The following is a 22475-nucleotide window of genomic DNA, read 5'->3' on the forward strand; positions in this document are numbered from 1 at the left end:
ATGATCACAATACTCGGCGGCGAGATACTCAGCGCTTTGGGAGAGACGGGTGAACGTTTAAAGCACCTCGAACAAGGCACATATGCGAGCGTTGAAAAAAAGATGATGCTTAACGGCGAAGAGCTCTCCTTTGCCTATTACGCCATAGATGAGGGCGAACGCAACAGTGCGCTCTCTATTCCGCTGCGCTACCTTGAGGATGTCGTTCAGAAAGCGATAGACAAACTTGCCCTGACGCCGGATGATCTGCAGCGCTGCGGTCTCTTTTTAGGCAGCTCTTCGAATGATCTTTCACTGAGCCTGCCTTTGGGTAGGAATTTTGACGGCTCGCAAGAGGAGACTATTGCATGTGCGCGTATCGGCAACGGCTATTATGCCGATCATCTCGTCAAACATTTCGGACTTAACGATTTTACTTTGACCTATAATACCGCCTGCACCTCAAGCGCCAATGCCGTTATCGATGCGGCCTCTATGCTTGAGGGGGGAATGATCGATTATGCCCTTGTGATCGGGTTGGAGATGTTTGCTCCGGTTACCTTTGAAGGGTTTGCCTCGATGCAGCTGCTGTCGCCGACCAAGATAGCACCGTTTGACCGGGATAGACAGGGTATCGTTCTGGGCGAAGCCGTCAGCGCACTCTTTCTCAGCCGAGACGATGTCGCCGCTTCGCCCTGGCATTTCCGCGGCGGTGTCAGCAACTGTGAAACCCACAGTGTGACCGGAGCCAACCCTAACGGTACGGGTATCAGTCAGGTGATAAAGGCGGCACTGAAAAGTACCGGAGTCCGAGACGATGAGATCGCAGCGGTAAAAGCACACGGGACGGCCAGTGCATTGAACGATGAGGCGGAGATGAACGGTATGAAACAGGCCTTTGCCAAATCGCCTGCCTTTTTCTCGTTCAAACCCTATATCGGCCATACTTTAGGCAGCTGCGGCTCAAGTGAACTACTGCTGATGCTTGAGTGCGTGGATGCCGGTTTTGTGCCGAGTTCGCCCAATTTTAGGCATTGCGATGAAGCGTTGTCCTGGACGCCTTTACAGCAGAAAATGGCGTGCGATAGCGGGCTTTTTATGCTCAACTACTTTGGGTTCGGCGGCAACAACACCTCCATCGTTGTCGAAAAGGTGGTTTCATGATCTATATTCACCAATGGGGATCGCTGAATCGTAAAGAGGGTGAAGCACTTGATGTCAAAGCGGCATTAAAAGAGGTCGCACCTAAAATGGTAAGACGTACGGACCGCTTTATCCAATTGGCGCTTCTCGGGGCTTACCGTGCTGTTGACGGGAACCCGATCGACCCTCATACCGCGCTGTATATGGCTTCCGGTCAGGGCAACCTGGCGGTTTTCAACCGTCTTCGGGATCAACGCTACATCGACCACCAGCCGCCGAAACCTATCGATTTCATCAATTCGCTAAGTAATACCGCCGGATTTTATGTGGCGCAGTTTCTGGGCCTTCATGGTAAAAATCTCAACCTGGCACAGCATGGTTTTGTAGCCGAGATGGCGCTGCTGCTGGCGCAGAATGATCTGCGCTTAGGCAAAGAGGACCAGGTGCTTATCGGCGGGGTCGATGAGCTGCTGCAGCCGGCTTCGTTTACCAGAAAGTTTTTGGGCATCTGCGATGGGCGCGAGTTGGGAGAAGGGAGCAACTGGATGCTGCTCAATACCCGAAAAGAAGGGGCCTTGGCTTCGCTTGAGGTCGTTAGCGGTGTTATGTCTCTGACGGAAGTCAAACAGCATCTTGAGGCAGTGACAAAAACAACAAAAGTCGCTTTCGGTCTCCGTTGTAACGAAGCAGCTGTCAATGCGTTGCTCGAGGGGAATGCTTTGGAGCGTTTTTGTTATGAAAGCGGCTGCGGCTTTTACGAAACAGCGGCGTTCTATGCGATGAATCGTTTTATTGAAGAAGGTGAGGGCAGGATGCTTTTTATCGAAAATTTTGAAGAAGATTTCCGACTGTTTGAAGTGGACGTTCTACAGAGCTGATTTTACCCCGGATTTAGCGGCTCTGTGCTACATTACGAAAAATTTAAAGAGGTCGTTTTATGCTGAAAAACCGTGTCTTTGTCAATGCCTACGAGTCACTCAGTTGTGCCGGTAATACGCAGGAACTGATGAATGCCATCTATGCAAAAGAGAGCGGCATTACGATCGATACGAGTTACATGCCCCACAACCGGGCGGGCTTGGGAAGTTTTGCGCCGAATGCGTTTTTTAGCTCTCTTGTCACCGTGACGCAAGAGGTGCTCAACAAAAGCAACCTTGACGACTTCAGCACCACCCTTCTGATCGTCGGTTCTTCCGTCGGCGGCATCGGAAAAAGCGAACAGATCTTTTTTCGTGAACACAGCTACAAGAACATCAATCCGAAAGAGCATGCGATCTCCGTTATCTCGGATACCCTGAACAGGGCTTTCGGCTTTAAAGACAGCCGCTCCATCTCCACCGCCTGTACCTCCAGCGCCAATGCGATAATGCTGGCACAGCGCCTGATCAATATCGGCGCGTATGAGAATGTACTGGTCGTCGGTGCCGATGCTCTCTGTTACACTACCGTCTGCGGTTTTTATGCTCTCGGTGTGCTTTCGGATGAACAGTGCACCCCCTTTCAGAAAGAACGTAAAGGGATGAACGTCGCCGAGGGGATTGCCGCTGTGTTGCTGCAGGGTACCCGGACGGATGAGAGCGTTGAACTGCTCGGAAGCGCGGGAAGCTCGGACGCCTTTCACATGACCAACCCGGATCCCGAAGCGGGCGGCGCGATCAGCTGCATGCAAAAGGCGATCGAAGATGCGGGTATCATGCCGACAGACATTGACTATGTCAATGCCCACGGTACCGGTACCCAGGCCAATGATGCAGTCGAAGCACTGGCCGTGGAGACGCTCTTTGCGCACAGCCCCTATATGAGCTCGACCAAAGCGATCACCGGCCATACCCTGGGTGCGGCCGGTGCGCTTGAGGCGATCATCGCCTGCGAGGTGATCAAAGCGCAGCGTATCGCGCCTCAGACATCGCTTACCGAGGCAGAGAACACCAGGGTGAACCTCCCGATCGAAGCAGTCGAAAAAAAGGTCCGCTATGTGATCTCAAACTCGTTTGCCTTCGGCGGCAATAACACCGCCCTGGTTTTTGGAGCACTCAAATGAAGATGAACTTTATGATCAGAGCTATGGCGAAGGTCGCTGCCAATGAAAGTTGTGACAACCTGGATGAAAAACGGATCGTTCCCAAGATGATGCTGCGCCGCCGCCTGACCCGTTCGGCGCGTATCATGGTTTACCTTGCCGATGCATGCGGTTTCAGCGAAGGTTCTGTTGTTTACGGTTCCGCCTACGGGGAGATGCAGGCGACGGCCGATATCGTCGGTGCCATCGATGCGAACGAGCCGATCAGCCCGACCGCGTTTCAAAACTCGGTCTACAACACGGCACCATCTTATTTTTCCCTGCTGCACGGCAATAAAGAGGAGATCCTGACTGTTTCCAGCGGCGATGACACTTCTGCCAATGTCCTGCAGACGGGAGCACTGCAGGCAGTGATCAAAGGCAAAGAGGTTCTGCTGGTCTGCAGCGAAGCGATCAATATTCCGAATATCGATGAGGTCAATACCTGCACCGATTATCTTGAATCAGGCGTAGCGCTGACACTACTGCCGACCGAGCAAGAGGCCAATATCGAGGTGGTAAAAAAAGCGCATGCGGATTACGCACCTTCGCTTTGGGCGATGCTCGATGTTTTTGATGCATGTGATGGCAAAAACGGATGTATCGTAACGCTAGAGCTTTAGGAGAAAAGTTGATAACGACTGAGCAATTAAAATCCGAACTGATAGAACTGTTCAATCTGGAGGGCGTAAATGCCCATGAGATCGCTGATGATGATGCCCTGTTTCAAGATGGGCTTGGGCTGGACTCCGTCGATGCTATCGAGCTGACGATTTTCCTGGACAATGAGTACGGGATCGTCTTCTCCAACATCGCTGAATCTGAAAAGGTTTTCAGTTCGATCAAGACCCTTCAGGACTATATCAATGCGCACGGAAAAACTGATGCCTGATCTAGACGAACTGATGACGTATCTGCCGCACAAAGAGCCGGTTGCTTTTGTCAAAAAGGTGTTGGTAAGCGAAGAACACAATTGCCGTGTGTCTGTCTCTTTTGAGACTGCACCGACACTTTCGATGCTCTCTGAAGCGGGCGCACAGGCCTCAATATTTTTGCTGCTCACTGAAGAAAAAGCTGCGGCCAATATCCCGCCCCGTGCAATGGGTATGCTTTTGAGCGTGAAGTCAAAATGGCATCAAAAAAGTGAGAAGACTGTTTTTGAGATCGAAAGCCGCTATATCAGTAATCTTGAGAATTTTTTCATGGTGAGCTTTCGTGTTTTTGACGGCGAAAGTCTGATTGCAGAGGGGCAGCTCTCTGTTGTGCTGCAAAAAGAGGGGGACACGCTATGAGCCAAAGTTATCTTTCCACAGGGCTTTATCATATTATTGAAAAGCGTGACGAAGCTGTCGAGATCGAACTTAGTGATGCTTCTCACCCAGTCTTTAAAGCCCATTTTGAAGGGATGCCGCTGCTCCCCGGTTTTTTGCAGATCGATATTATCGCCGAGATCCTGGAGAAAGAGATCGATGAGATCAGCAACGCGAAGTTTGTACACAAGGTTTTACCGAAAGAGCGACTTCTTTACGCGGTCACTCCAACGAAAAACGGTGTCCGCGTCAAATTGAAGAATGGGTCGAATGTACTCTGCGGGGATTTTAAATTGACGTGGCATCAGAAGTAGATAGGTTATCTTTAGGATTCCGGTCTCTTCCAAAAATCAAAAAAGTTAAACCACTGCCACGGATACTCTTGAACCACCTTTTCCAAAAAGCGGGCATACTTCTGGGCAAGATCTTGAATGATCTCTTCCTTCTTCTCTTTGTCGGAAGTGATGATCTCGGAAAAATAGATCTTGATCTTCTGATCGCCTGTGCGGACGATATCGCAGCCAAGCATGGGGGTATTGCGCATGTGGGCTATCTCAAAACCGCCGCTGTGAAAGAGTGTAGGACGGTTAAAAAATTCGACTTCGATGGTCTTGTTCGCCTCTTTGACGCGATCTACCATGATAATAATGATCTCATTATTCTGTAAGGCTCTTGCGATGTCGAGCATCGCCTGTATGCCGTTTTTAAGGCTGATGATATTGATCCGTCTGTTTTCATCGGAAGCGGTTTCAAGCTTATGCAGGTTCTGATCGATGGCCTCATCGGAAACGATGTTGAGAGTGATATCGTAAACATCAAACATCTTAAAACTCTGCGCCCAGTTACCGTGGTGCGAAAAGACCAGGATCCCTCCGGTCTCATGGAGTGTTTCAAAGGCTGACAAATTTTCTTTTTCCACTCTTACCGTGCTCTGTTCTGTTCCCTCTTTGGCGATAAAACGATCGAAGATGTTAAGCGAAAAGGCATAGATATGGCGAAAATAGGAGACGAGACTATCGGGCACACCGACGGCTGTGTAATAGCTTGAGAGCTCTTTGCGTTTCTTTTGCGAAACCATAGTGTAAAAAAGGGAAATGACAAAGACGACGGGCTTTGCAGCTTTATAGCCGAAGAAATGGTAAAGGGCGGTGACAAATCTGATACCTAAAGGACTGCCGCGGTATTGAGACATAAAATTCCTCTATTTGTAATAATGCGGCAAGAAGATCCTGCCTCTTTTTTGGTTGGAAAACACGGCTAGTAGGGGTCTACACCCGTCAGTGCTTTATAGGTCGCATTGACAGCTTCTGTCGGAGCGTTGACAAACATGTTCTTCTTGTCCCAGACATAGCCGCTCAGTACCGAGACAACCTTACGTTCGATCTTGTCTGCACCCGGAGTCTTTGAGAAGAGAATGCTTTGCAGCCGGCCGTCGTACCAGGCCTCGACATACTCTCTGAAGACATTCACGCCGATCATCATATAGTCCTCGTAGTCACGTTGCCAGTCAACTGCTTCACCCTTGAACTCTTTGATCGTCAGATCAGCCGCTTTTGCTCCCGACTCCAGCGCAAGAGTGACCCCTGATGAAAAGACGGGGTCCAAAAACTCGGTAGCATTGCCCACCATGACAAAGTTGTCGCCGAACATCTTTTTTACGTTTGAAGAGTAGCCGCCGATAAAACCGACCTCGTTGATGCGTTTGGCCTTGGCATAGCGTTTTTTGGCGTGGGGATCGTTTGCAATGATATGTTCCCAGAATGCCTTCTGATCCATGTTGAACGAGCGGTAATACGCATCGCTGCAGACAATGCCCACAGAGGTTACGGTGGGGCTTAATGGGATATTCCAGATCCAGGCGTCGTTGTCGCCGACGACATAGACATAGATATAGCCGTCGGTTCCGTCGGTCGGACGGATGTCACCTTCGACGCGGCAGAAGACCGCATCACGCAAAGCCAGGGCCGAACCGGCATCGAGGTCCAGCAAACGCGGAAGAACACGGCCGTAACCGGAAGCATCGATCACCTTTTTGGCATGGTATTTCTCTTCGCTGCCGTCTTTATGGACAACCGTAACGACATTGGCTGTTTCGTTATAAGCGGTGACTTCAGACTCCATTGTGACATGGGCTCCGAACTTTTCGGCTTCATCAAGCAGAAGTTTGTCGAAGGTCTCACGGCGTACCTGAAAAGAGCTGTTGTGTTTTTGGCCCATGTTCTGTTCAAAGTTGACGACCTTGATATCATCCTGCTCGTTTTGAAAAGCGACACCGCCCTTGAATTGAAAACCGGCATTTTCAACTGCTTCGAGCATCCCTGCCTCTTCGAGCAGTTCATTACAGCGCGGCAGTAGAGATTCTCCGATAACAAAGCGTGGAAATTTTATCTTTTCAACAAGTTCAACACTATACCCGGCCTGAACCAGTTTTGCTGCTGCGATAGAGCCGGCGGGACCGCCTCCGATAATAAATACGTCACACTCTGTCATTGGAAACCTTTTTATAAAAATTATAAATTAATTATAACTAACTGAATATATATTATAACTTGATTCCGATGGTGTAAAAACAGCGCATAAATACCTCTATAAAGCCCTTGTACGCTATAATCGGCCAATTTTTACAAAGGGCATTTATCTTGAATAGAACCTGCATTGTGATTCCTGTCTATAACAACCCGGCAACGATCGAAGGTGTCGTCTATGAAGCGCTTAAAACCAAAAGTACCGTCATCGTCGTTGATGATGGTTCAGACCCCTCTGTCTTGTTGAATATTGATGAAGATGAAGCGCTTATCCTGATCCGCCACACCGGGAACAAAGGCAAGGGCGAAGCGATATTGACGGGCGGGAAAATGGCCAAAGAGCTCGGTTTCGGCTCTTTTTTTGTGGTGGACGGCGACGGGCAGCACTACCCGCATGAGATCAGTAACTTTGTCGGTAAAGACCTGGAAAAATGTATTGTGGTCGGATGCCGCCGATTTTCAGAAAATGTACCGGGTTCCTCAAAGTTCGGACGCCGTTTTAGCAACTTTTGGATCTGGACTGAAACCGGACTCAGTCTAGACGACACCCAGTCGGGGTTTCGCTCGTACCCGGTATCCATTTTGGCACTGCCGATCGAGAAACGGCGTTATGATTTTGAGATAGAAGTGCTGGTAAGGCACGCGTGGAGCGGCGGCTGTATCGAAGAGGTGGAGATAGAGGTCCATTACCCTAAAGCAGAAGAGCGTGTCAGCCATTTTAATGTCCTTAAAGATAATGCCCGTCTAAGCATGCTGCATTCGAGACTCTTCTTCAAACATCTACTGCGATTAATAGGCATAAAATAGAGCTCATTTAGAGCCCCTCTTCAGTCGATATATGAGGTTGAAGTGCTAAAATACAAAAAAATATTTACGGCTGTTCCTTTCATAACAGTTCATTTGGGAAAATAGATGTCAACTAAAATCAATGCGCAACATGTCAATTATGAAGACCTCTGTCATGCAGAACGTGTGGAAGTCAGTAACGATGAGGCTTTTCGTAAGAAGATAGCTGATTCGCACCAGTTTTTGCTCGACGAGATCTCTACGGGTAAACCGATCTATGGTGTGACAACAGGCTATGGTGAGGCCGGGACCAACTATTCGGCGTTTGAGCAGGCGAAAGAGCTGCAGAAGAACCTCTTCCGTTTTCACGGATGCGGCGTCGGCGAGATGCTCTCGCATGATGAGTGCAAGCGTATTTTGTTGATCCGTCTGACCAGCCTTTCAAAAGGGTATTCCGGTATTACGGCAAATCTGCTTGAGCGTATGGCCTATTTTTTCAACAATGATATCATCCCGGTCATCCCTGCACAGGGATCCGTCGGGGCGAGCGGCGACCTGACGCCTCTCTCTTACATCGCGGCGGCGATCGTCGGCGAGCGCGAGGTCTACTACAAGGGTGAGATCCGCAGCAGTGCCGATGTCTATAAAGAGCTTGACATCGAGCCGTATGAGCTGGAGCCGAAAGAGGCGCTGGCCATCATGAACGGTACGGCGGCAATGAGCGGTATCGCCATCATTGCGATGCAGAAGTTCGAGAACTGGATGCACGCATATGAGAGCTTTATCGCCGGTCTGTTTGAAATGATGCATGCCGACGGGACACCGCTTCAGCCGCTTGTGCATGAAGTGAAACCGTTTGAGGGGCAGATCCGCTGTGCAGCACAACTGGCGAAAAAACTTGAAGGCTCCGAGATCGTCCAGGCGCAGGATGAGCGTTATGAGAAGTTTTTTAAAGAGGATACCCTCTGTATCCAGGATAAGTACTCTATCCGCTGTACACCGCAGGTCCTGGGTATTGTCTGGGACAACCTCGAGCTTTCTAAAAAATGGGTCGAGACGGAGTGCAACGCGGTCAACGACAACCCGATCATCGACGGTGAAGGTAAAAAGATCTACACCTCCGGTAACTTCTACGGCGGTTACGTTGCCCATGCGATGGACACGCTGAAGATCTGTTCCGCCAATGCGGCCGATCTGCTTGACAAGCAGTTCTCGCTGCTTGTCGACCACAAATTCAACCGCGGTATCGGCGAGAATCTCAAGATCTCCGACAAACCGCACCACCACGGTTTCAAAGCGATGCAGATCACGCTCAGCTCTCTCAGCGCCGATGTGATGATGAACATCATGCCGGCATCCGTCTTCTCCCGCCCGACGGAGTCGCTCAACCAGGATAAGGTGAGCATGGGGACCACTGCGGCGCTCAATTTCAAGCGCACGCTTCCAGATCTTGACAACATGCTTGCCATCGCCTTTATGGGGCTTGCTCAGGCGGTTGATATCCGCGGTCATGAAGGTATCTCGCCGCAACTGGAGAGTATCTATAAAAAGATCCGTTCGGTCATTCCGCCGTTGGTGGAAGACCGCCGCATGGATATTGAGATCGAAAAAGTGGTTGAGATGATCACTAACGGAGAACTTTCGTAATGCGCAAAGTCCTTGTAACGGGAGCAACCGGTGCTATCGGCGAAGCGTGTGTCCGCGCCTTTGCGGATGCCGGCTACTTTGTCTATATACATTACCGTTCACAAGAGTCAAAAGCACAGGCTATTCTGGACGATATCAAAAACGGCGAGATCGTCTACTGTGACGTGCGTGACGGCGAGAGCGTCAAAAACGCTTTTGGCGGACTGGACCTTGATGTCCTGGTCAACAACTCCGGCATTACCAAAGACAACCTCTTCTTCTGGATGAAAGATGAAGAGTGGGAAGATGTGATCGACACTAATCTTAACGGCATGTACCGTGTGACCAAAGCGGTGGTTGAGAAGATGATCGCCAAGAAAAACTGCGCGATCGTCAACGTCTCTTCTGTCTCGGGAATCGCCGGCAATCCGGGTCAGACCAACTACTCGGCGACGAAAGGGGGCATCATCGCTTTTACCAAGGCCTTAGCCCTGGAGCTTGGCCGCTACAAGATCCGCGTCAACTGCGTTGCACCGGGTCTGATAGAGTCGGAGATGACCGAGGAGCTGCCGCTCAAAGAGCTCAAAAAAGGGATCCCTCTACGACGTATCGGAAAGCCTGAAGATGTTTCGGAAGTGGTACTTTTTCTGGCGGACAAGGCATCTTATATCACCGCTGAAACAATCAATATCAGCGGTGGAATGGTGAGATAGAAGATGAAGATGCGTCGCGTAGTGATTACCGGTGTCGGAGTGCTTTCACCGCTGGGCAATGATATGGAGGCCCTCCAGGAAGGGCTGGAGTCGTCGAGAAGCGGTGTCGTGCACGTCGAATCGTGGTCGGAATATAGAGATTTCAAGACCCGCGTCTGCGGCCTTGTCGACTGGAACAACTACAAAGAGATCCCGCGTAAAAGCCGCCGTTCGATGGGACGCGTGGCGATCATGGCGGCCAAGACGATGCTCGATGCCGTTGCCGATTCCGGTTTGAGCGAAGAGCAGATTTCCCATCCTCGAACCGGTATCTCTTTTGGTTCGACAATGGGTTCGGACGAGGCGCTTTTTGAGTCTATCGGTGAAATCAGCAAAAACATGACCTTTGTCGGCCAGAATTCGATGAGTTTTCTGCAGTTCATGAGCCATACGGTCGCAGCCAACATCGCCGCGATGTTCAAGATACGCGGGCGTAACATTCCCGCCTGTTCGGCCTGTACCTCCTCGTCGATGGCGATCGGTATCGGGTACGAGAGCATCAAGTACGGCATGAGCGACATCATGTTCGTCGGCGGTTCTGAGGAAGCCCACCCCTACAATGCGGGGATCTTTGAGATCATGGCGGCGACTTCGACAAAGTACAACGACACCCCGGACCAGACCCCGCGCCCCTTCGACAGCGGCCGTGACGGTCTGGTAACAGCCGAGGGGGCCGGGACACTCGTCCTTGAGGAGTATGAGGCGGCCAAAGCCCGCGGTGCGAAGATCTACGGTGAGATCATCGGGTATGCGACTTCATGCGACGGCGAGCATATCACCACCCCGTCGAGCGCAGGTATGGAGCAGGTGATGCGGCTGGCGCTTGATGATGCGGGCATCACCCCGGACCAGGTGGGCTATATCAATGCCCATGCGACATCGACGCCGAAAGGCGACATTGCCGAGTCGCATGCGACCTATGCGGTCTTCGGCGACAAGACGCCGATCAGCAGCACCAAAGGGTACATGGGGCACATCCTCGGCGGCTGCGGGGTCGTCGAGTCGATTATAGGGCTCATCAGCCTTAAAACAGGGCTGCTTCCGGCAAACAAGAATCTGGTGAAGGTGGACGAGACCTGTGCACCGCTGGATTACATTTTCGATCACCGTTACGGTGATCATAATATCGTTATGAATAACAATTTTGCATTCGGTGGGATCAATACCTCACTAATCTTTAAAAAAATAGAGGAATAATTAGATGACAGAAGAGTTTGTTAGAGAGACGCTAAAGAAGGTTTTGATTGAAGAATTTGAGGTCGAAGAAGATGAGATCGTCGCAGGCGCAAACTTTTTTGAAGATCTGGATATGGACAGTCTCGATGCGATCGATCTCATCGTGATGATGGATAAAAAACTCAATATCGATCTTAAAGCGGAAGATGCGCAAAAGATCCGTACGATCGACGAATTCGTCGCACTGATCATGACGCGGGGCTGATGCACCGATGCTGCTGACGCTGCTCTATGTCCTTTTCATAGTAGTGGGTCTGCGTTTTTTCGAACCCCATGTCGTGGGGATGGCACTCTTCGCTCTTGCCGCACCTTGGACGCTCTACGAGCTGATAAAAAACCGCTTTAAACATGTTCTGGTGCCCCTGGCGGCAACAGCCGCCGGTTTTCTGGTCTGGTTTCTGGACTCCGTACTTGTTTTCAAAATAGTGCCGGTTCTGATCACCTCGCTTTTCTTTGCCAAGTTCGCAGAGGCGGTGATCTTTAAAAGACCCTTTTTGGCTACAATGGTGCAGAAGACACCCAAAATGGTCTGGAGTGAAGAGAAACTGGCATTTATAGAGCGCTCGCACAGTTACTGGCTTGCGGTTACGGGGATCAACCTGCTGCTGCAGATCGCTGTCCTGTTTGCGTCGATGAAGATCTGGGCGCTCTACACAACGGTCGGCTGGTATCTTCTTTTCGGCGGGGCTTTGGCTCTTCAGATACTTTACGGAAAGGTTCGCGGTGTCAAGTAAACTTCTGAGCGCCTATATCTACGGGCTTTTTATCTTCTGGATGCTTGTAGCGCTTCTCTTCGCCGTAAGCTTCACGCTGCCGGTCTGGCTTTTTGGCGGTGATCCGCGCTGGGCCTTTCAGGTCGTGGTCCGTTTTTTCTGGCGCCTCTTTCTGAAGACATCCCCGGTTATCGGGAAGGTTACGATCCACAACAGCCACAACCTCAATACCATCCAGCCGGCGGTCTATGTCGCTTCGCACCAATCCTCCATCGATTTTGTGCTTCTCGGCAGCATAATTGAGAACTTTGTGACCATCTCCAACCACCCCATCAGCGACCTGCCGATCTTTCTTAAGATACCGCGCCTAGTGGGCGTCTACTATATGGAGAAGCACAATCCGAACGCGGCGATCACGGTCTTTAACAAGCTCTCCAATGCTTTGCAACGCAATATCAATGTCTTTATTTTTCCCGAAGGGACACGCAACTACAGCGGCGAGCTGCTCCCTTTTCAAAAAGGGGCCTTTCGTCTCGCCGTGGACAATCAGCTTCCGCTCATTCCCGTTATCATCGACGGTACGGGAAAGATCGTCACGAAAGGCTCTAATGTGGCAAAGACATTGACACGGACCGATATAGATGTGACCTTTCTCGATCCGCTCTATCCCGAAAAAGAGGAGAGCGTACGCTCTCTAATGCGCCGTGTCAAAGAGGCGATGCAGACCGAAGTAACAGAGAACTTTTCATGAAGATAGCTGTTTTTCTTGTTTTATCAGCACTGATGCTTATCGCAGGGGGATACGACTTTGTAGAAGAGCGCTACGTTTACAGCATCGACAAGACCATGACGATGAAAGGCCATATTGATTTTGATGACAAGGGGATGCAGATCGACTACAGCGAGCCCGAAGTACGCCATATCGTCTATGACGGTCTCTATCTGGATGTGACGGACAGCAAAGGTGTGCGTATTGAGCATCTCGACCTAAACGAACAGCCGATGATGAAGGTCTATATGGACTTTATCCATAAGCTCTACCGCAGCGATTACAAAGCCCTGCGCGAAAACTTCACGATCACGAGCAGTGCGACAGTGGTGAAGCTCGCACCGATTCCTCCGGTTGACAAGGTCGTCAAATCGGTCGAGGTGCACCGCGACAGAGCGATGCAACTGCAAAAAATCATGACCAAGATGAGTAACGGCGATGAGATTACGCTCCATATTGCCCAATAGACTCCATCTTTTCATCTACCTGGCGGTCATGCTGTCAGCCGGGCTGCTCTTTTCTCCGTCGCACTTCAGCACGGACATGCTCTCCATCTTTCCGCAAAACAGCTACACTGCGAAGCTTGAAGATGCCTCGAAACTCCAGTCGCTCAACCGGCTGATCATTATCTCAAAAGGAAGCGACGGGGCATCGAAAGAACGCATCGAAAAGATAGCGGACAAGTTGCAAAATCTGGATGCGGTTGATGAACTCTCTGTCAAAGTAGACAGCATCCATTCCCCTGCGGCAAAATATCTGCGTGAACATTACGCAGAACGTCTGGATATAAACAGTTCAAGAGTCGATGCGCATTATATTCAAAAGAGACTCCTCTCCCTTTACGAAGAGATGCAGCGCTCTTTTCTTTTCAGCGGGCTCAACACGACCGATCCGCTGGCGCTCTTCAGCGACCCGATGCAGCGGGGAGGTATACAGACCAAAAACGGCATTGCGCTTTTCGAAGGTGAGAACTATATGCTCTCAGCGATGTTGCGCATCAGCGTTGCCGACGTCGAGGGGGCGCAAAAGCTCTATGATGATGTGCATGCTGTTGTGGACAGTTACGGCAGTGACGTGACCGCCTTTGCACCCCACTTCTTTACGGCGGAGAATTCGGCGAGGATCAAGAGCGAGGTCAACCTCATTATTACCGCGACGATGGTCCTTCTGCTGCTCTTCTACGCCTTTTCGCTGCGCGATTTCAAGGTCCTGCTGCTGACCTCGCTGGCACTGGGATCATCGCTGTTCGTCGGACTTGCCGCCGTCACCTTTTTCTTTAAGGAGGTCTCGATCTTCACCCTGGCTTTCGGCTCGGGGATCGCGATGATGGCGGTGGACTACTTTTTCCACTACTATTTTCACGGCTACTACACACGCAAAGAAAAGAGCCGAAAGAAGGTCTTTTACGCTTTTTTGACAACGGTGAGCGGTTTCGGGATTCTCTATTTTGCAGATTTTCCTCTGATCCGGCAGCTGGCGCTGTTCGGGATGGCCTCCTTGGCATTTTCCTATTTTCAGTTCAGCTTTCTGTTTGCCTCGTGGCAGTTTGAACCCAAAGAGAAACGTATTCGGCTCCGGGCCCTCACGAAGGGATTTGTCAACGCTAAAATTGTGTTGGCTATCTCATTGGTTTTGCTTGGATTTTCCCTGGGGAACTTGCACTTCAGCGGTGACCTCCGTCAGCTGGACTATCAAAATGACAAACTTCTGGCCCTGCAGGAAAAGATAAAGTCAGGAGCTTCTGAGGAACGTGCCGTTTTAGTCTACGCGAACTCTCTGGACGCACTGCTTTCCAAAATGGAAGCTGTTCAAAAAGAGGAGCCCTCTTTCCGCTCATTGGCGCAGGTAAACAGATCGCAAAAGGGGTTCACAGCATATCTGAAAAAATTAGAAGAGATCGATTTTCAGGCCCTGCGAGATGAGATTGAACGTGCAGCAACAAAGATCGGTTTTCGCCCGGGAATATTTGGCCGTGCCTACTCTTTTGCAGAAGAGCTGCATTACGCCAAACCGGATCTGAACGTCGCGAAGGCTTTGGGATTTGAGACGCTGCATCTTGAAGACGGCAGATGGATGAGTCTGGCTTTCGTCAATGCATCGCAAAGTGGAAGACTCAGGTACGACAATGATCTCGTTCTATTGGAAGCTTCGACACTGCTGCAGAAAGGGGTGGAAGAGGTCCTGGAACAGTTGCTCCTGATCGCTGTAATGACCTTTGGATTGATAACGCTTTTACTGGTGGTGCTGTTGAAAAAACGGGTTCTTGTCGCCATGAACTATGTTCTCTTCCCTCTGGGTATCATTGCTGCGGCGCTTGCCCTGATCGGTTCATTCTCCGTGATGCACCTCTTCGCCCTGATCATTGTGATGGTCGCCGCCATCGACTACGGCATCTACATGAGCGATGTCCAGGATGAGACCGACGAGGCGATCTACTACGCCATGCTCACCACCTTCGCCGGGTTCGGCATCTTTGTCTTCAGCCATATCGGTGCGTTGCACCATATCGGGCTGGTGATCGCGCTGGGGATCGCTTCGACTTTTATTTTGCAAACGCTGCAGAAACGTACGCTCTAGCCTCTTTGGCAAAGATAACAAGTTCTTCAGTTAGGTACTACTAAACGCAAGATGCGACCAGAATGATGTTGTTAGATGCAGTGGGCCGGCTATGCAGTAGACAGTGGCCAGTAATCTCATATCGCAGACAGCGTAGATCAGGTTAAAAGTCTTGTTGAGGGTAACGATCTCTGTTGGGTTTTTGGGGTTGGTGTCTGTTGAGAGTTTGTCAAAAAACAGCCACACATAGAGAGGTATGCGTGACAGTAAGATATCCTTATGAACGTTACATTGGTCATTTCCAAGGCAGACTTGGTAATGACCATAATGGATAGGTAACGATTAACGACCTTGATTTCTCATGTATGCTTTTTTGCGGTTGATCGCTTGTTGAAGACTTGCTGCTTCAGCTGGATTTTCTTGTAGCGTTGCTGAAGTACGAGCCGGAGCCTGTGCACTGCTGGAAGCTGTGATCAATGTGTAAATATCTCTAGCTGCCACTTCATTATATTCTTGCTGTGTCCCGGTATTATAAGCAGCAGAGGCGTATTGATACCCACCACTTCTGACTGCTCCGTCTTGTACCGAGTAGATGAGCTGCATGTTTTCTTCTACTTTCCATTCCTCTCGTACAATCTCCGGAAGGTTGAGTACTAATATCTCCGTTCCGTCTACTGTTTTAAGCTCATAACTTCCTTCAACATCAAGTTTCGAGTAGTCTGGATAGGTGTTATTATAGAGTACAATCGTGTTATTGCTGCTAAAGAAACCTAGATATGATGCATGCTCTGTCCAAAGCCAGATACCATTAATGCCATAACCTGAAGCAGGACCATTTGTAGGAGACAAGGTCTTGTCATTGATAAATTTTGCTAATGATGTGTAAGGTACAGCAGGATCTACTGTCCAATCTTCTTCATAATTCCCATTAACATTCGTCTCTTCCGTACAAACTCCGTTTGTATCACAAACCCAGTTTTCCCAATAATCAATACTGTAATTTGGTGTAAAGTCTGTTTCCGTAAAGCCTAGCTCATAAACTTTTGCATTTGAAGAAAAGACAGCATCAGAAGAGAGCCCTAAATCTGTCGAATATTCAAAAAGAGGTGCGATCGATAGGCCGGCTGCATTGTAGGCAGTCAATGTTACAGTACCCGGTTCAATGCCACCGGTAATTGCAAGCTCATTGTCTCCGCTGAAAGTATACGTCTGGTTCGCATTCCACTCGTCCCATGTTTTTGAGACCCAAGCACCGTTGACAAGTCTGATCTCTTGGTATGAGTCGTACTCATCGACATAAATCTCAAACGAGTCGGTTGTGGCGTTGTATTCATAATTTGTTTCAACACCATTCGCAAGCGTAAATTTTGACATATAGGTTTCCGAAAAAACAGTTCCTGTGCTATCGGTATAGCTATAGCCATCGACATAGTATAAACCACTCGCCAGTACTGACTGGAATGTAACAGTTGTGTCGATATGGTCTTGAAGCTCCTCCTGCACCTGAGCTTCTGCTTCTTCTGCCAACGACTCTTCAAAGTGTGCGGCTGCATCTTCTTCTGTTACAACAGCAGCGTCGACGTTATTCTCAGCAAGAAAGTTGTTGATCTCTGCGTCAAAATCAGCGCCCAAATCGATCGTTCCTATAACGTCAGACGGTAAAGTAATACCATTGCTTGGGTCTTCGTCAGTGTCAAGTGTCTGTAACAGACGAAGTGTGTTGGTAACGACAAGAGGGTCTGAACTCAAGTCGCGTGGTGTGAAGATAGGACCGGTTGGTTCTGCACTTCCCAGCTCTACTGTACCGATTTTAAAGGTACAGATGTCACCGGCTACATAGTTGAAATAGCCGTCACTGTCTGTAACGCCAGACTTGCCTGATGCCTGGCATTCATAGTTTAGACCTTCAACTGCCGCATCGATGAACTGGGCAGATAATGTCGTTGGCGCGTCGTCTCCAGACGAATCACTGCTGCCTCCACACCCTGTCATTGTCAGCATACCGGCAGCCAACGCACTGATTAGTATCTCTTTTTTCATTTTCACTTCCTTGATCTGTTTTTAACATCATTGCCAATCATCACGACAGCTTGTATATGATGATTATTTGTTGATATTTGCGAAATTATATCTATGGAATATGATATTAATATTAATATTTAACAAAATGGGTTATTTTAGATTGTTTATGTAAATTCAGGTGTTGTATTGATCACTATATTGGCCGACCGTGCATGGGGGACAGAAGGTCAATCGTGCCGGTTGGTGAGATAAATGGGTTTTTTATAAAAGGTTAGATCCCTTTCTATACTTTTCTGTAAGCAATCTTGTAATATAAATGCTTACTTAACAAATTTAAAGCGAACTAGTATGAATATCATCTATATCAATAACGACGGCGAACGAACGGATCGGGAATTGGAGCATATGCAAGTTGAACAGACCATCGCTGCGACCGGCGAAGCGACGTTTGACGCCCATACCAAACCGGAGCTTTTTGCACTGCTGCACAAGGCGATCGACCAGGGGGTGACCCCGGTCCTTTTTGACAAGAAGATCGAAAGCATCACCGAGCGTGTCAGCGAGCTCGGTATCAAGCCCTACAGTGAGAAGAGCGATGAGTCGGTGCTTCCGCTAACGGCTTATGCGCTCTTTTTTACTTCGGGGACAACGGGCGTACCGACCGGGGCGATCAAGAACAGGGAGAACATCCAGGGCGAGCTTGACGCACTGCAGGCGATTTTTGAACCTGAGCACTTTGAACGCGTTATCGTTACGGTACCGTTCATCCATATCTACGGTTTCCTTTCGGGGCTTATGCTGCCTAAACGTCTCGGGTGCGAGGTGTTGCTCAAAGAGGAGTACTATCCGCAGGAGCTCATCAGTCTGCATGAAGGTAAAAAGACACTGGTCGTGACAAGCCCTGTTTACATCAAGGCGATGCTGCGCCTGAAGCGTGAGCATGACCTGAACAATGTCACGTTCCTTTCGTCTACGGGGCTTCTGGTCGAAGATGAGGTTGCGCGTTTCGAGCAGCAGTACAACACGACGCTGCTGCAGATTTTCGGTTCGACAGAGACCGGGGGTGTGGCGATCAAGCGGGGGGTCGACACCTACTGGCAGCCGCTGCAGGGTGTCCTGATCAGTAAAAACTTCGAATCGCGCATGGTGGTGGACTCACCGTACCTCTCGACCCACCTTTTCGAAGAGACGATAACCCTGATGAAACGCCCCTACACGACAAGCGATATCATCGAACTCGAGGATAAGAGGTTCAGACTTCTGGGGCGCGCCAATGAGATCGTCAAGGTCTCGGGCAAACGCATCTCCATCGTCGAGCTGGAAAACCTGATTGAGAACGGACTTGGTACAGGGGATGTTCTTATCGGCATCAAAAGCGACATTGAAAAACTTAAAGATGAAAGTCTCGATATTAAGATTTCCGGACGGAAAATGCCGACTGAAGCGGATGTCAGAGCGCTTTTCAAAGCCCATTATCCCGAGATCAACTTTAGTTTCGAACTCACCAATGTCAAGAACATAGAGAAGAACAGTATGGGTAAAAAGGTGCGCCGGTGAAACGACTTCTTCTAATCCTTCTTCTCAGCCTCGATCTTTTTGGCGGCGTGGAGAGTTTTGAGAAGTTTGTCCGTGAAGAGGTCGAGGGCAATACGCCGCCCTCCGCCTCGTTTGCCGTTTTAAAAGGCGATACGATACTTTATGAGAGCAGTTTCGGCTTTAATGATGCCGAAAGAAGCCAGCCGACCTCGCTGGAAAGTACCTACCATGTCTTCTCTTTGACGAAGATCCTCGCCGCGACGCTTGTCATGCAGCTTGTTGATGAGGGCAGCCTCTCGTTTGACGATACGATCGATCGCTACTTTCCGCGTTTCAAGGCGAAGTATGACGGCAGAGAGGTCACGGTGACACTCTTGAACCTGCTGAACCACAGCTCGGGTATCGGCGACCGATCGGACGGCGTGCGCCCGATGACAGACGATGCTTATTACCACTATGCAAAGGCCAACGGCATCGAAATGGACGAGTATGTCGAACTTCCCTACATGCCGGGTTCCGAGGCGAACTACTCCAGTACAGAGTATATCCTCCTCAGCCGTATCATCGAAAAAGCAACGGGCGAAAAGTTCGGAAAATTGGTCGAAGATCGCATTCTGAGACCCGCCCAGATGGAGCGGAGCGGTTTTACCTACACCGAAGAGATGGCGGAAGATCAGGTCTACGGGACACTGAAATTATTCTCCGTTATCGGGACGGCGATGCGCATCTTCATGAATGAAAAGGACAAAGACCACTGGGACGGAACAACGCTTTGGCTTAAACAGTTTGACGTCGGCTGGCTGGCTGCAGGCGGGCTGGTCGCGCCGATCCATGATATGGCGCTTTTCCTCTCGGCCTATAATAACGGCAACCTTATGACGTCCGAGACAAAGAGGCTCTTTCTGGAGACCCCCGCCGTGCCGGTGAATTCATGGCTCTCATCACAGGAAAAGGTCGCCTTCGGGATAGGGTGGTACCATATAGAAGACAAAGGCGAGTTTTTCTATCAGCATCAGGGTCTTGGTCCGGGGTTCAGAACCATCATGCGGATCTACCCGAAATATGACATCTCTTTCGTGATCCTCACCTCGCAGACGGAGACCGATATCGACGGCTGGGCGGACCGGCTGATCAAGGATGTAAAAGAGGGGCTTTTATGAAACGTATTGTCGTGACGGGCATCGGCATGATCAATGCTTTGGGACATGATAAAAGTTCGTTTAAAGCTATTGTTGACGGCGAATGCGGCATAGACAAGATCACACTTTGTCCGACAGACGAACTCGAGTGCAAGATCGCGGCCGAGGTGAAGGCTTTTGACCCATCTACCGTGATGAAAAAACGCGAGCAGAAGAAGGCGGACCGTTTCATACAGCTGGGCTTGCATGCGGCACAGGAGGCTTTTGACGATGCCGCTTTGGAAGGTGTCGATACGACCGCTTTCGGCGTGGTCAGCGGCAACTGCCTTGTCGGCATCGGTTCTATCGAAGAGGCGGCAGAGATCAAGAGCAGCTCCAAACTTTCGCATATTTCCCCTTTTCTGATCCCCTCGTACATGCCCAATATGCTGGCGGGTCAGGTCTCCATGCGGTTTGACCTGAGAGGGCCGAACCTCAGTGAAAATACTGCCTGCGCCGCGGGAACCCATGCGATCATCGAAGCCTGGAAGACGCTGCAGTTCTCCAAGGGCGAGGGGATGCTCGTTGTAGGGGCGGAGGCGGGGGTAACGTCGCTTGCCCTTGGCGGATTCAGCGCGATGAACGCCCTGTGCAAAGACCATAATGAGAGCCCTAAAGAGGCGGTGCGCCCCTTTGACAAAGAGCGCAGCGGCTTTGTGATGGGCGAGGGGGCGGGTGCGCTCGTGCTCGAGACGCTCGAACATGCGCAAAAACGCGGCGCACGGATCTATGCCGAGATCATCGGTTTCGGCGAGAGTGCCGATGCCTACCACATTTCGACGCCGCACCCGGAGTCCCGCGGGGCGATCAGTGCCATAGAAGACGCTTTCGAGATGGCGGGATCACCGAAGATCGACTATATCAATGCGCACGGTACAGGCACTTTTTACAATGATATCCGCGAGGCTAAGGCTATCGAGACCGTTTTCGGCGGGATGCGCCCCTATGTAAGTTCGATCAAGGGTCAGGTGGGGCATACCCTCGGTGCTGCCGGAACGATCGAGGCGGTGGTCAGTCTTATGGCGATGCAGGAAAATATACTGCCGCCGCTCATCAACTACAAAGAGAGCGAAACGGAGATGCCGTCGATCAATCTTGTCAAAAACAGGGCCATTGAGACCGGGGTGGACCGTGTTCTCAGCTGTAATTTCGGTTTTGGCGGGACCAATGCCGCGATTGTCTTTGAAAAGTTCAAAGCGGCCCGGTGACACTTTTGACAATAGCCGGTAGATGGTGCGATCGATTAATCATTTCGCAACGACTTTAGAGTTATAATCATTCCAAATATTTTTTTAGGGACTTGAATGTATATTCCAGAAGAGAAATTTTCCCTTTGGGCCGATTTTATTGAACGAGACTATTTGGATAACGGGTTTAGAACATTGATCGAAGAGGGGATTATTAACGGGGCGACCTCCAACCCTTCGATCTTTAAAAGTGCGATCCTGACATCACCGGCTTATAAACGCCAGATCGAGGAGCTTTCAGGCTTGGATGCCAAAGCCAAATATGAGGCTTTGGCCATTTATGATATCCAGAAGGCAGCGGATATTTTGCGTCCTTTGTATGATAAGGGTGATGACGGTTACGTCAGTATCGAGGTCGATCCGATGCTTTGCGACGATACCGAGGCTACGGTTGACGAGGGGCGCCGTCTCTATAAGCTGATCGATCGTCCGAACGTGATGATCAAAGTGCCGGCGACAGAAGCAGGTTACGGCGCGATGAGGACCCTGGTAAGCGACGGCATCGCTGTCAATGCAACCCTGGTCTTCTCCAAAGAGCAGGCCCTCGCAGCTGCTGACGCCTTTGCGGATGGGCAGCAAAAGGGTGCAAGTGTCGATACCGTGATCAGTGTCTTTGTCAGCCGTATCGACCGTGCTTTGGATGCCGTGCTGGTTGAAAAAGGGATAACACCGGCATTGGCCGGTATCTACAATGCGGCGGCGATCTACAGTGCTATTGAAGCGAAGGGTGTATCGCGTTGCCGTACACTCTTCGCATCGACGGGGGTAAAAGGCGGTGATCTGCGCCCATCGTACTATATCGACGAGCTTTTGGCAGCGAACACGGTCAATACGGCCCCTGTCGAGACGATCGAGGCTTTTGTCAAAAAAGGCGACAGGACAATAAAGCTCCCCGTCGATGCTGAGACGATTGATGCGCATTTTGCAAAGATCGAAGCGGCGGGGATCGATTTTGACGGCGTAGTCGCCAAGCAGATAAGTGACGGCCTCGACGCCTTTAAAGAGGCGTTCAGTGAAATATTGAGTGAATTGGAGTAG

The 22475-nt window shown here is 50.2% G+C and carries 23 protein-coding genes; 20 read left to right on the top strand and 3 right to left on the bottom strand.

Annotated elements, in window-relative coordinates:
• From WCY20_RS02860 to WCY20_RS02890, 7 genes are read left to right on the top strand one after another with little or no spacing between them, the layout of a single operon-like run.
• Positions 1 to 1143, top strand: a complete 1143-nt coding sequence (locus tag WCY20_RS02860; RefSeq protein WP_345976821.1) for a beta-ketoacyl synthase N-terminal-like domain-containing protein — start codon at positions 1 to 3, stop codon at positions 1141 to 1143.
• Positions 1140 to 2000, top strand: coding sequence for a beta-ketoacyl synthase N-terminal-like domain-containing protein (locus tag WCY20_RS02865; protein ID WP_345976823.1), 861 nt, complete (start codon positions 1140 to 1142; stop codon positions 1998 to 2000). The genes WCY20_RS02860 and WCY20_RS02865 overlap by 4 nt, the downstream gene beginning before the upstream one ends.
• A gap of 59 nt (positions 2001 to 2059) precedes the next feature.
• Entirely contained in the window at positions 2060 to 3163 is a 1104-nt protein-coding gene (locus WCY20_RS02870; RefSeq protein ID WP_345976824.1) for a beta-ketoacyl-[acyl-carrier-protein] synthase family protein, read from the top strand.
• An 11-nt stretch (positions 3164 to 3174) separates the two neighbouring features.
• Positions 3175 to 3804, top strand: a complete 630-nt coding sequence (locus tag WCY20_RS02875) for a beta-ketoacyl synthase chain length factor (protein ID WP_345976825.1) — start codon at positions 3175 to 3177, stop codon at positions 3802 to 3804.
• Between the two features lie 8 nt (positions 3805 to 3812).
• The gene (locus WCY20_RS02880) at positions 3813 to 4073 is read left to right on the top strand and encodes a phosphopantetheine-binding protein (RefSeq protein ID WP_345976826.1); all 261 of its coding nucleotides are present in this window, start codon (positions 3813 to 3815) and stop codon (positions 4071 to 4073) included.
• Positions 4066 to 4473 carry a hypothetical protein gene (locus WCY20_RS02885; protein ID WP_345976827.1) on the top strand — a complete coding sequence of 136 codons (408 nt, stop codon included), beginning with the start codon at positions 4066 to 4068 and terminating at the stop codon, positions 4471 to 4473. Before WCY20_RS02880 ends, WCY20_RS02885 begins: the two co-directional genes overlap by 8 nt.
• Positions 4470 to 4805 carry a hypothetical protein gene (locus WCY20_RS02890; protein WP_345976828.1) on the top strand — a complete coding sequence of 112 codons (336 nt, stop codon included), beginning with the start codon at positions 4470 to 4472 and terminating at the stop codon, positions 4803 to 4805. The genes WCY20_RS02885 and WCY20_RS02890 overlap by 4 nt, the downstream gene beginning before the upstream one ends.
• A gap of 11 nt (positions 4806 to 4816) precedes the next feature.
• On the opposite strand, the gene WCY20_RS02895 is transcribed toward WCY20_RS02890, so the two are convergent.
• Together WCY20_RS02895 and WCY20_RS02900 are read right to left on the bottom strand one after the other, a co-directional pair.
• Positions 4817 to 5683, bottom strand: a complete 867-nt coding sequence (locus WCY20_RS02895) for a lysophospholipid acyltransferase family protein (RefSeq protein ID WP_345976830.1) — start codon at positions 5681 to 5683, stop codon at positions 4817 to 4819.
• A gap of 65 nt (positions 5684 to 5748) precedes the next feature.
• Positions 5749 to 6981: an NAD(P)/FAD-dependent oxidoreductase gene (locus tag WCY20_RS02900; RefSeq protein WP_345976831.1), complete on the bottom strand. Its 1233-nt coding sequence runs from the start codon at positions 6979 to 6981 to the stop codon at positions 5749 to 5751.
• Positions 6982 to 7148: 167 nt separating this feature from the next.
• Between WCY20_RS02900 and WCY20_RS02905 the strand changes: the two genes are divergently transcribed.
• From WCY20_RS02905 to WCY20_RS02945, 9 genes are all read left to right on the top strand, one after another.
• Positions 7149 to 7823, top strand: a complete 675-nt coding sequence (locus tag WCY20_RS02905) for a glycosyltransferase family 2 protein (RefSeq protein WP_345976833.1) — start codon at positions 7149 to 7151, stop codon at positions 7821 to 7823.
• A 105-nt stretch (positions 7824 to 7928) separates the two neighbouring features.
• A complete protein-coding gene (locus tag WCY20_RS02910; RefSeq protein WP_345976835.1) occupies positions 7929 to 9449 on the top strand; it encodes an aromatic amino acid ammonia-lyase in 1521 nt (506 codons plus the stop codon).
• Positions 9449 to 10141 carry an SDR family NAD(P)-dependent oxidoreductase gene (locus WCY20_RS02915; RefSeq protein WP_345976837.1) on the top strand — a complete coding sequence of 231 codons (693 nt, stop codon included), beginning with the start codon at positions 9449 to 9451 and terminating at the stop codon, positions 10139 to 10141. The genes WCY20_RS02910 and WCY20_RS02915 overlap by 1 nt, the downstream gene beginning before the upstream one ends.
• 9 nt (positions 10142 to 10150) lie before the next feature.
• Positions 10151 to 11377, top strand: a complete 1227-nt coding sequence (locus WCY20_RS02920) for a beta-ketoacyl synthase N-terminal-like domain-containing protein (RefSeq protein ID WP_345976839.1) — start codon at positions 10151 to 10153, stop codon at positions 11375 to 11377.
• Between the two features lie 4 nt (positions 11378 to 11381).
• Positions 11382 to 11621: a phosphopantetheine-binding protein gene (locus WCY20_RS02925; protein ID WP_345976841.1), complete on the top strand. Its 240-nt coding sequence runs from the start codon at positions 11382 to 11384 to the stop codon at positions 11619 to 11621.
• A gap of 7 nt (positions 11622 to 11628) precedes the next feature.
• Positions 11629 to 12150: a hypothetical protein gene (locus WCY20_RS02930; protein ID WP_345976842.1), complete on the top strand. Its 522-nt coding sequence runs from the start codon at positions 11629 to 11631 to the stop codon at positions 12148 to 12150.
• Positions 12140 to 12880 (top strand): lysophospholipid acyltransferase family protein, encoded by a 741-nt coding sequence (locus WCY20_RS02935; RefSeq protein WP_345976844.1) that lies wholly within the window; start codon positions 12140 to 12142, stop codon positions 12878 to 12880. Before WCY20_RS02930 ends, WCY20_RS02935 begins: the two co-directional genes overlap by 11 nt.
• Entirely contained in the window at positions 12877 to 13365 is a 489-nt protein-coding gene (locus tag WCY20_RS02940; protein WP_345976846.1) for a hypothetical protein, read from the top strand. The genes WCY20_RS02935 and WCY20_RS02940 overlap by 4 nt, the downstream gene beginning before the upstream one ends.
• Positions 13337 to 15475: a hypothetical protein gene (locus WCY20_RS02945; RefSeq protein WP_345976848.1), complete on the top strand. Its 2139-nt coding sequence runs from the start codon at positions 13337 to 13339 to the stop codon at positions 15473 to 15475. Before WCY20_RS02940 ends, WCY20_RS02945 begins: the two co-directional genes overlap by 29 nt.
• A 321-nt stretch (positions 15476 to 15796) precedes the next feature.
• On the opposite strand, the gene WCY20_RS02950 is transcribed toward WCY20_RS02945, so the two are convergent.
• Complete coding sequence (locus WCY20_RS02950) at positions 15797 to 17494, bottom strand: hypothetical protein (protein WP_345976849.1); 1698 nt, start codon at positions 17492 to 17494, stop codon at positions 15797 to 15799.
• 330 nt (positions 17495 to 17824) lie between these two features.
• On the opposite strand from WCY20_RS02950, the gene WCY20_RS02955 reads away from it, so the two are divergent.
• The 4 genes from WCY20_RS02955 (at position 17825) to WCY20_RS02970 (ending at position 22475) form a co-directional block, all read left to right on the top strand.
• Positions 17825 to 19033 (top strand): AMP-binding protein, encoded by a 1209-nt coding sequence (locus WCY20_RS02955; protein WP_345976850.1) that lies wholly within the window; start codon positions 17825 to 17827, stop codon positions 19031 to 19033.
• Positions 19030 to 20172, top strand: coding sequence for a serine hydrolase domain-containing protein (locus tag WCY20_RS02960; RefSeq protein WP_345976851.1), 1143 nt, complete (start codon positions 19030 to 19032; stop codon positions 20170 to 20172). Before WCY20_RS02955 ends, WCY20_RS02960 begins: the two co-directional genes overlap by 4 nt.
• On the top strand, positions 20169 to 21398 hold the full coding sequence (locus tag WCY20_RS02965) for a beta-ketoacyl-ACP synthase II (protein WP_345976853.1): 1230 nt from the start codon (positions 20169 to 20171) through the stop codon (positions 21396 to 21398). The genes WCY20_RS02960 and WCY20_RS02965 overlap by 4 nt, the downstream gene beginning before the upstream one ends.
• A 96-nt stretch (positions 21399 to 21494) precedes the next feature.
• Positions 21495 to 22475 (top strand): transaldolase, encoded by a 981-nt coding sequence (locus tag WCY20_RS02970; protein ID WP_345976855.1) that lies wholly within the window; start codon positions 21495 to 21497, stop codon positions 22473 to 22475.

Source organism: Sulfurimonas sp. HSL3-7, from assembly GCF_039645985.1.
Lineage (GTDB): Bacteria > Campylobacterota > Campylobacteria > Campylobacterales > Sulfurimonadaceae > Sulfonitrofixus > Sulfonitrofixus jiaomeiensis.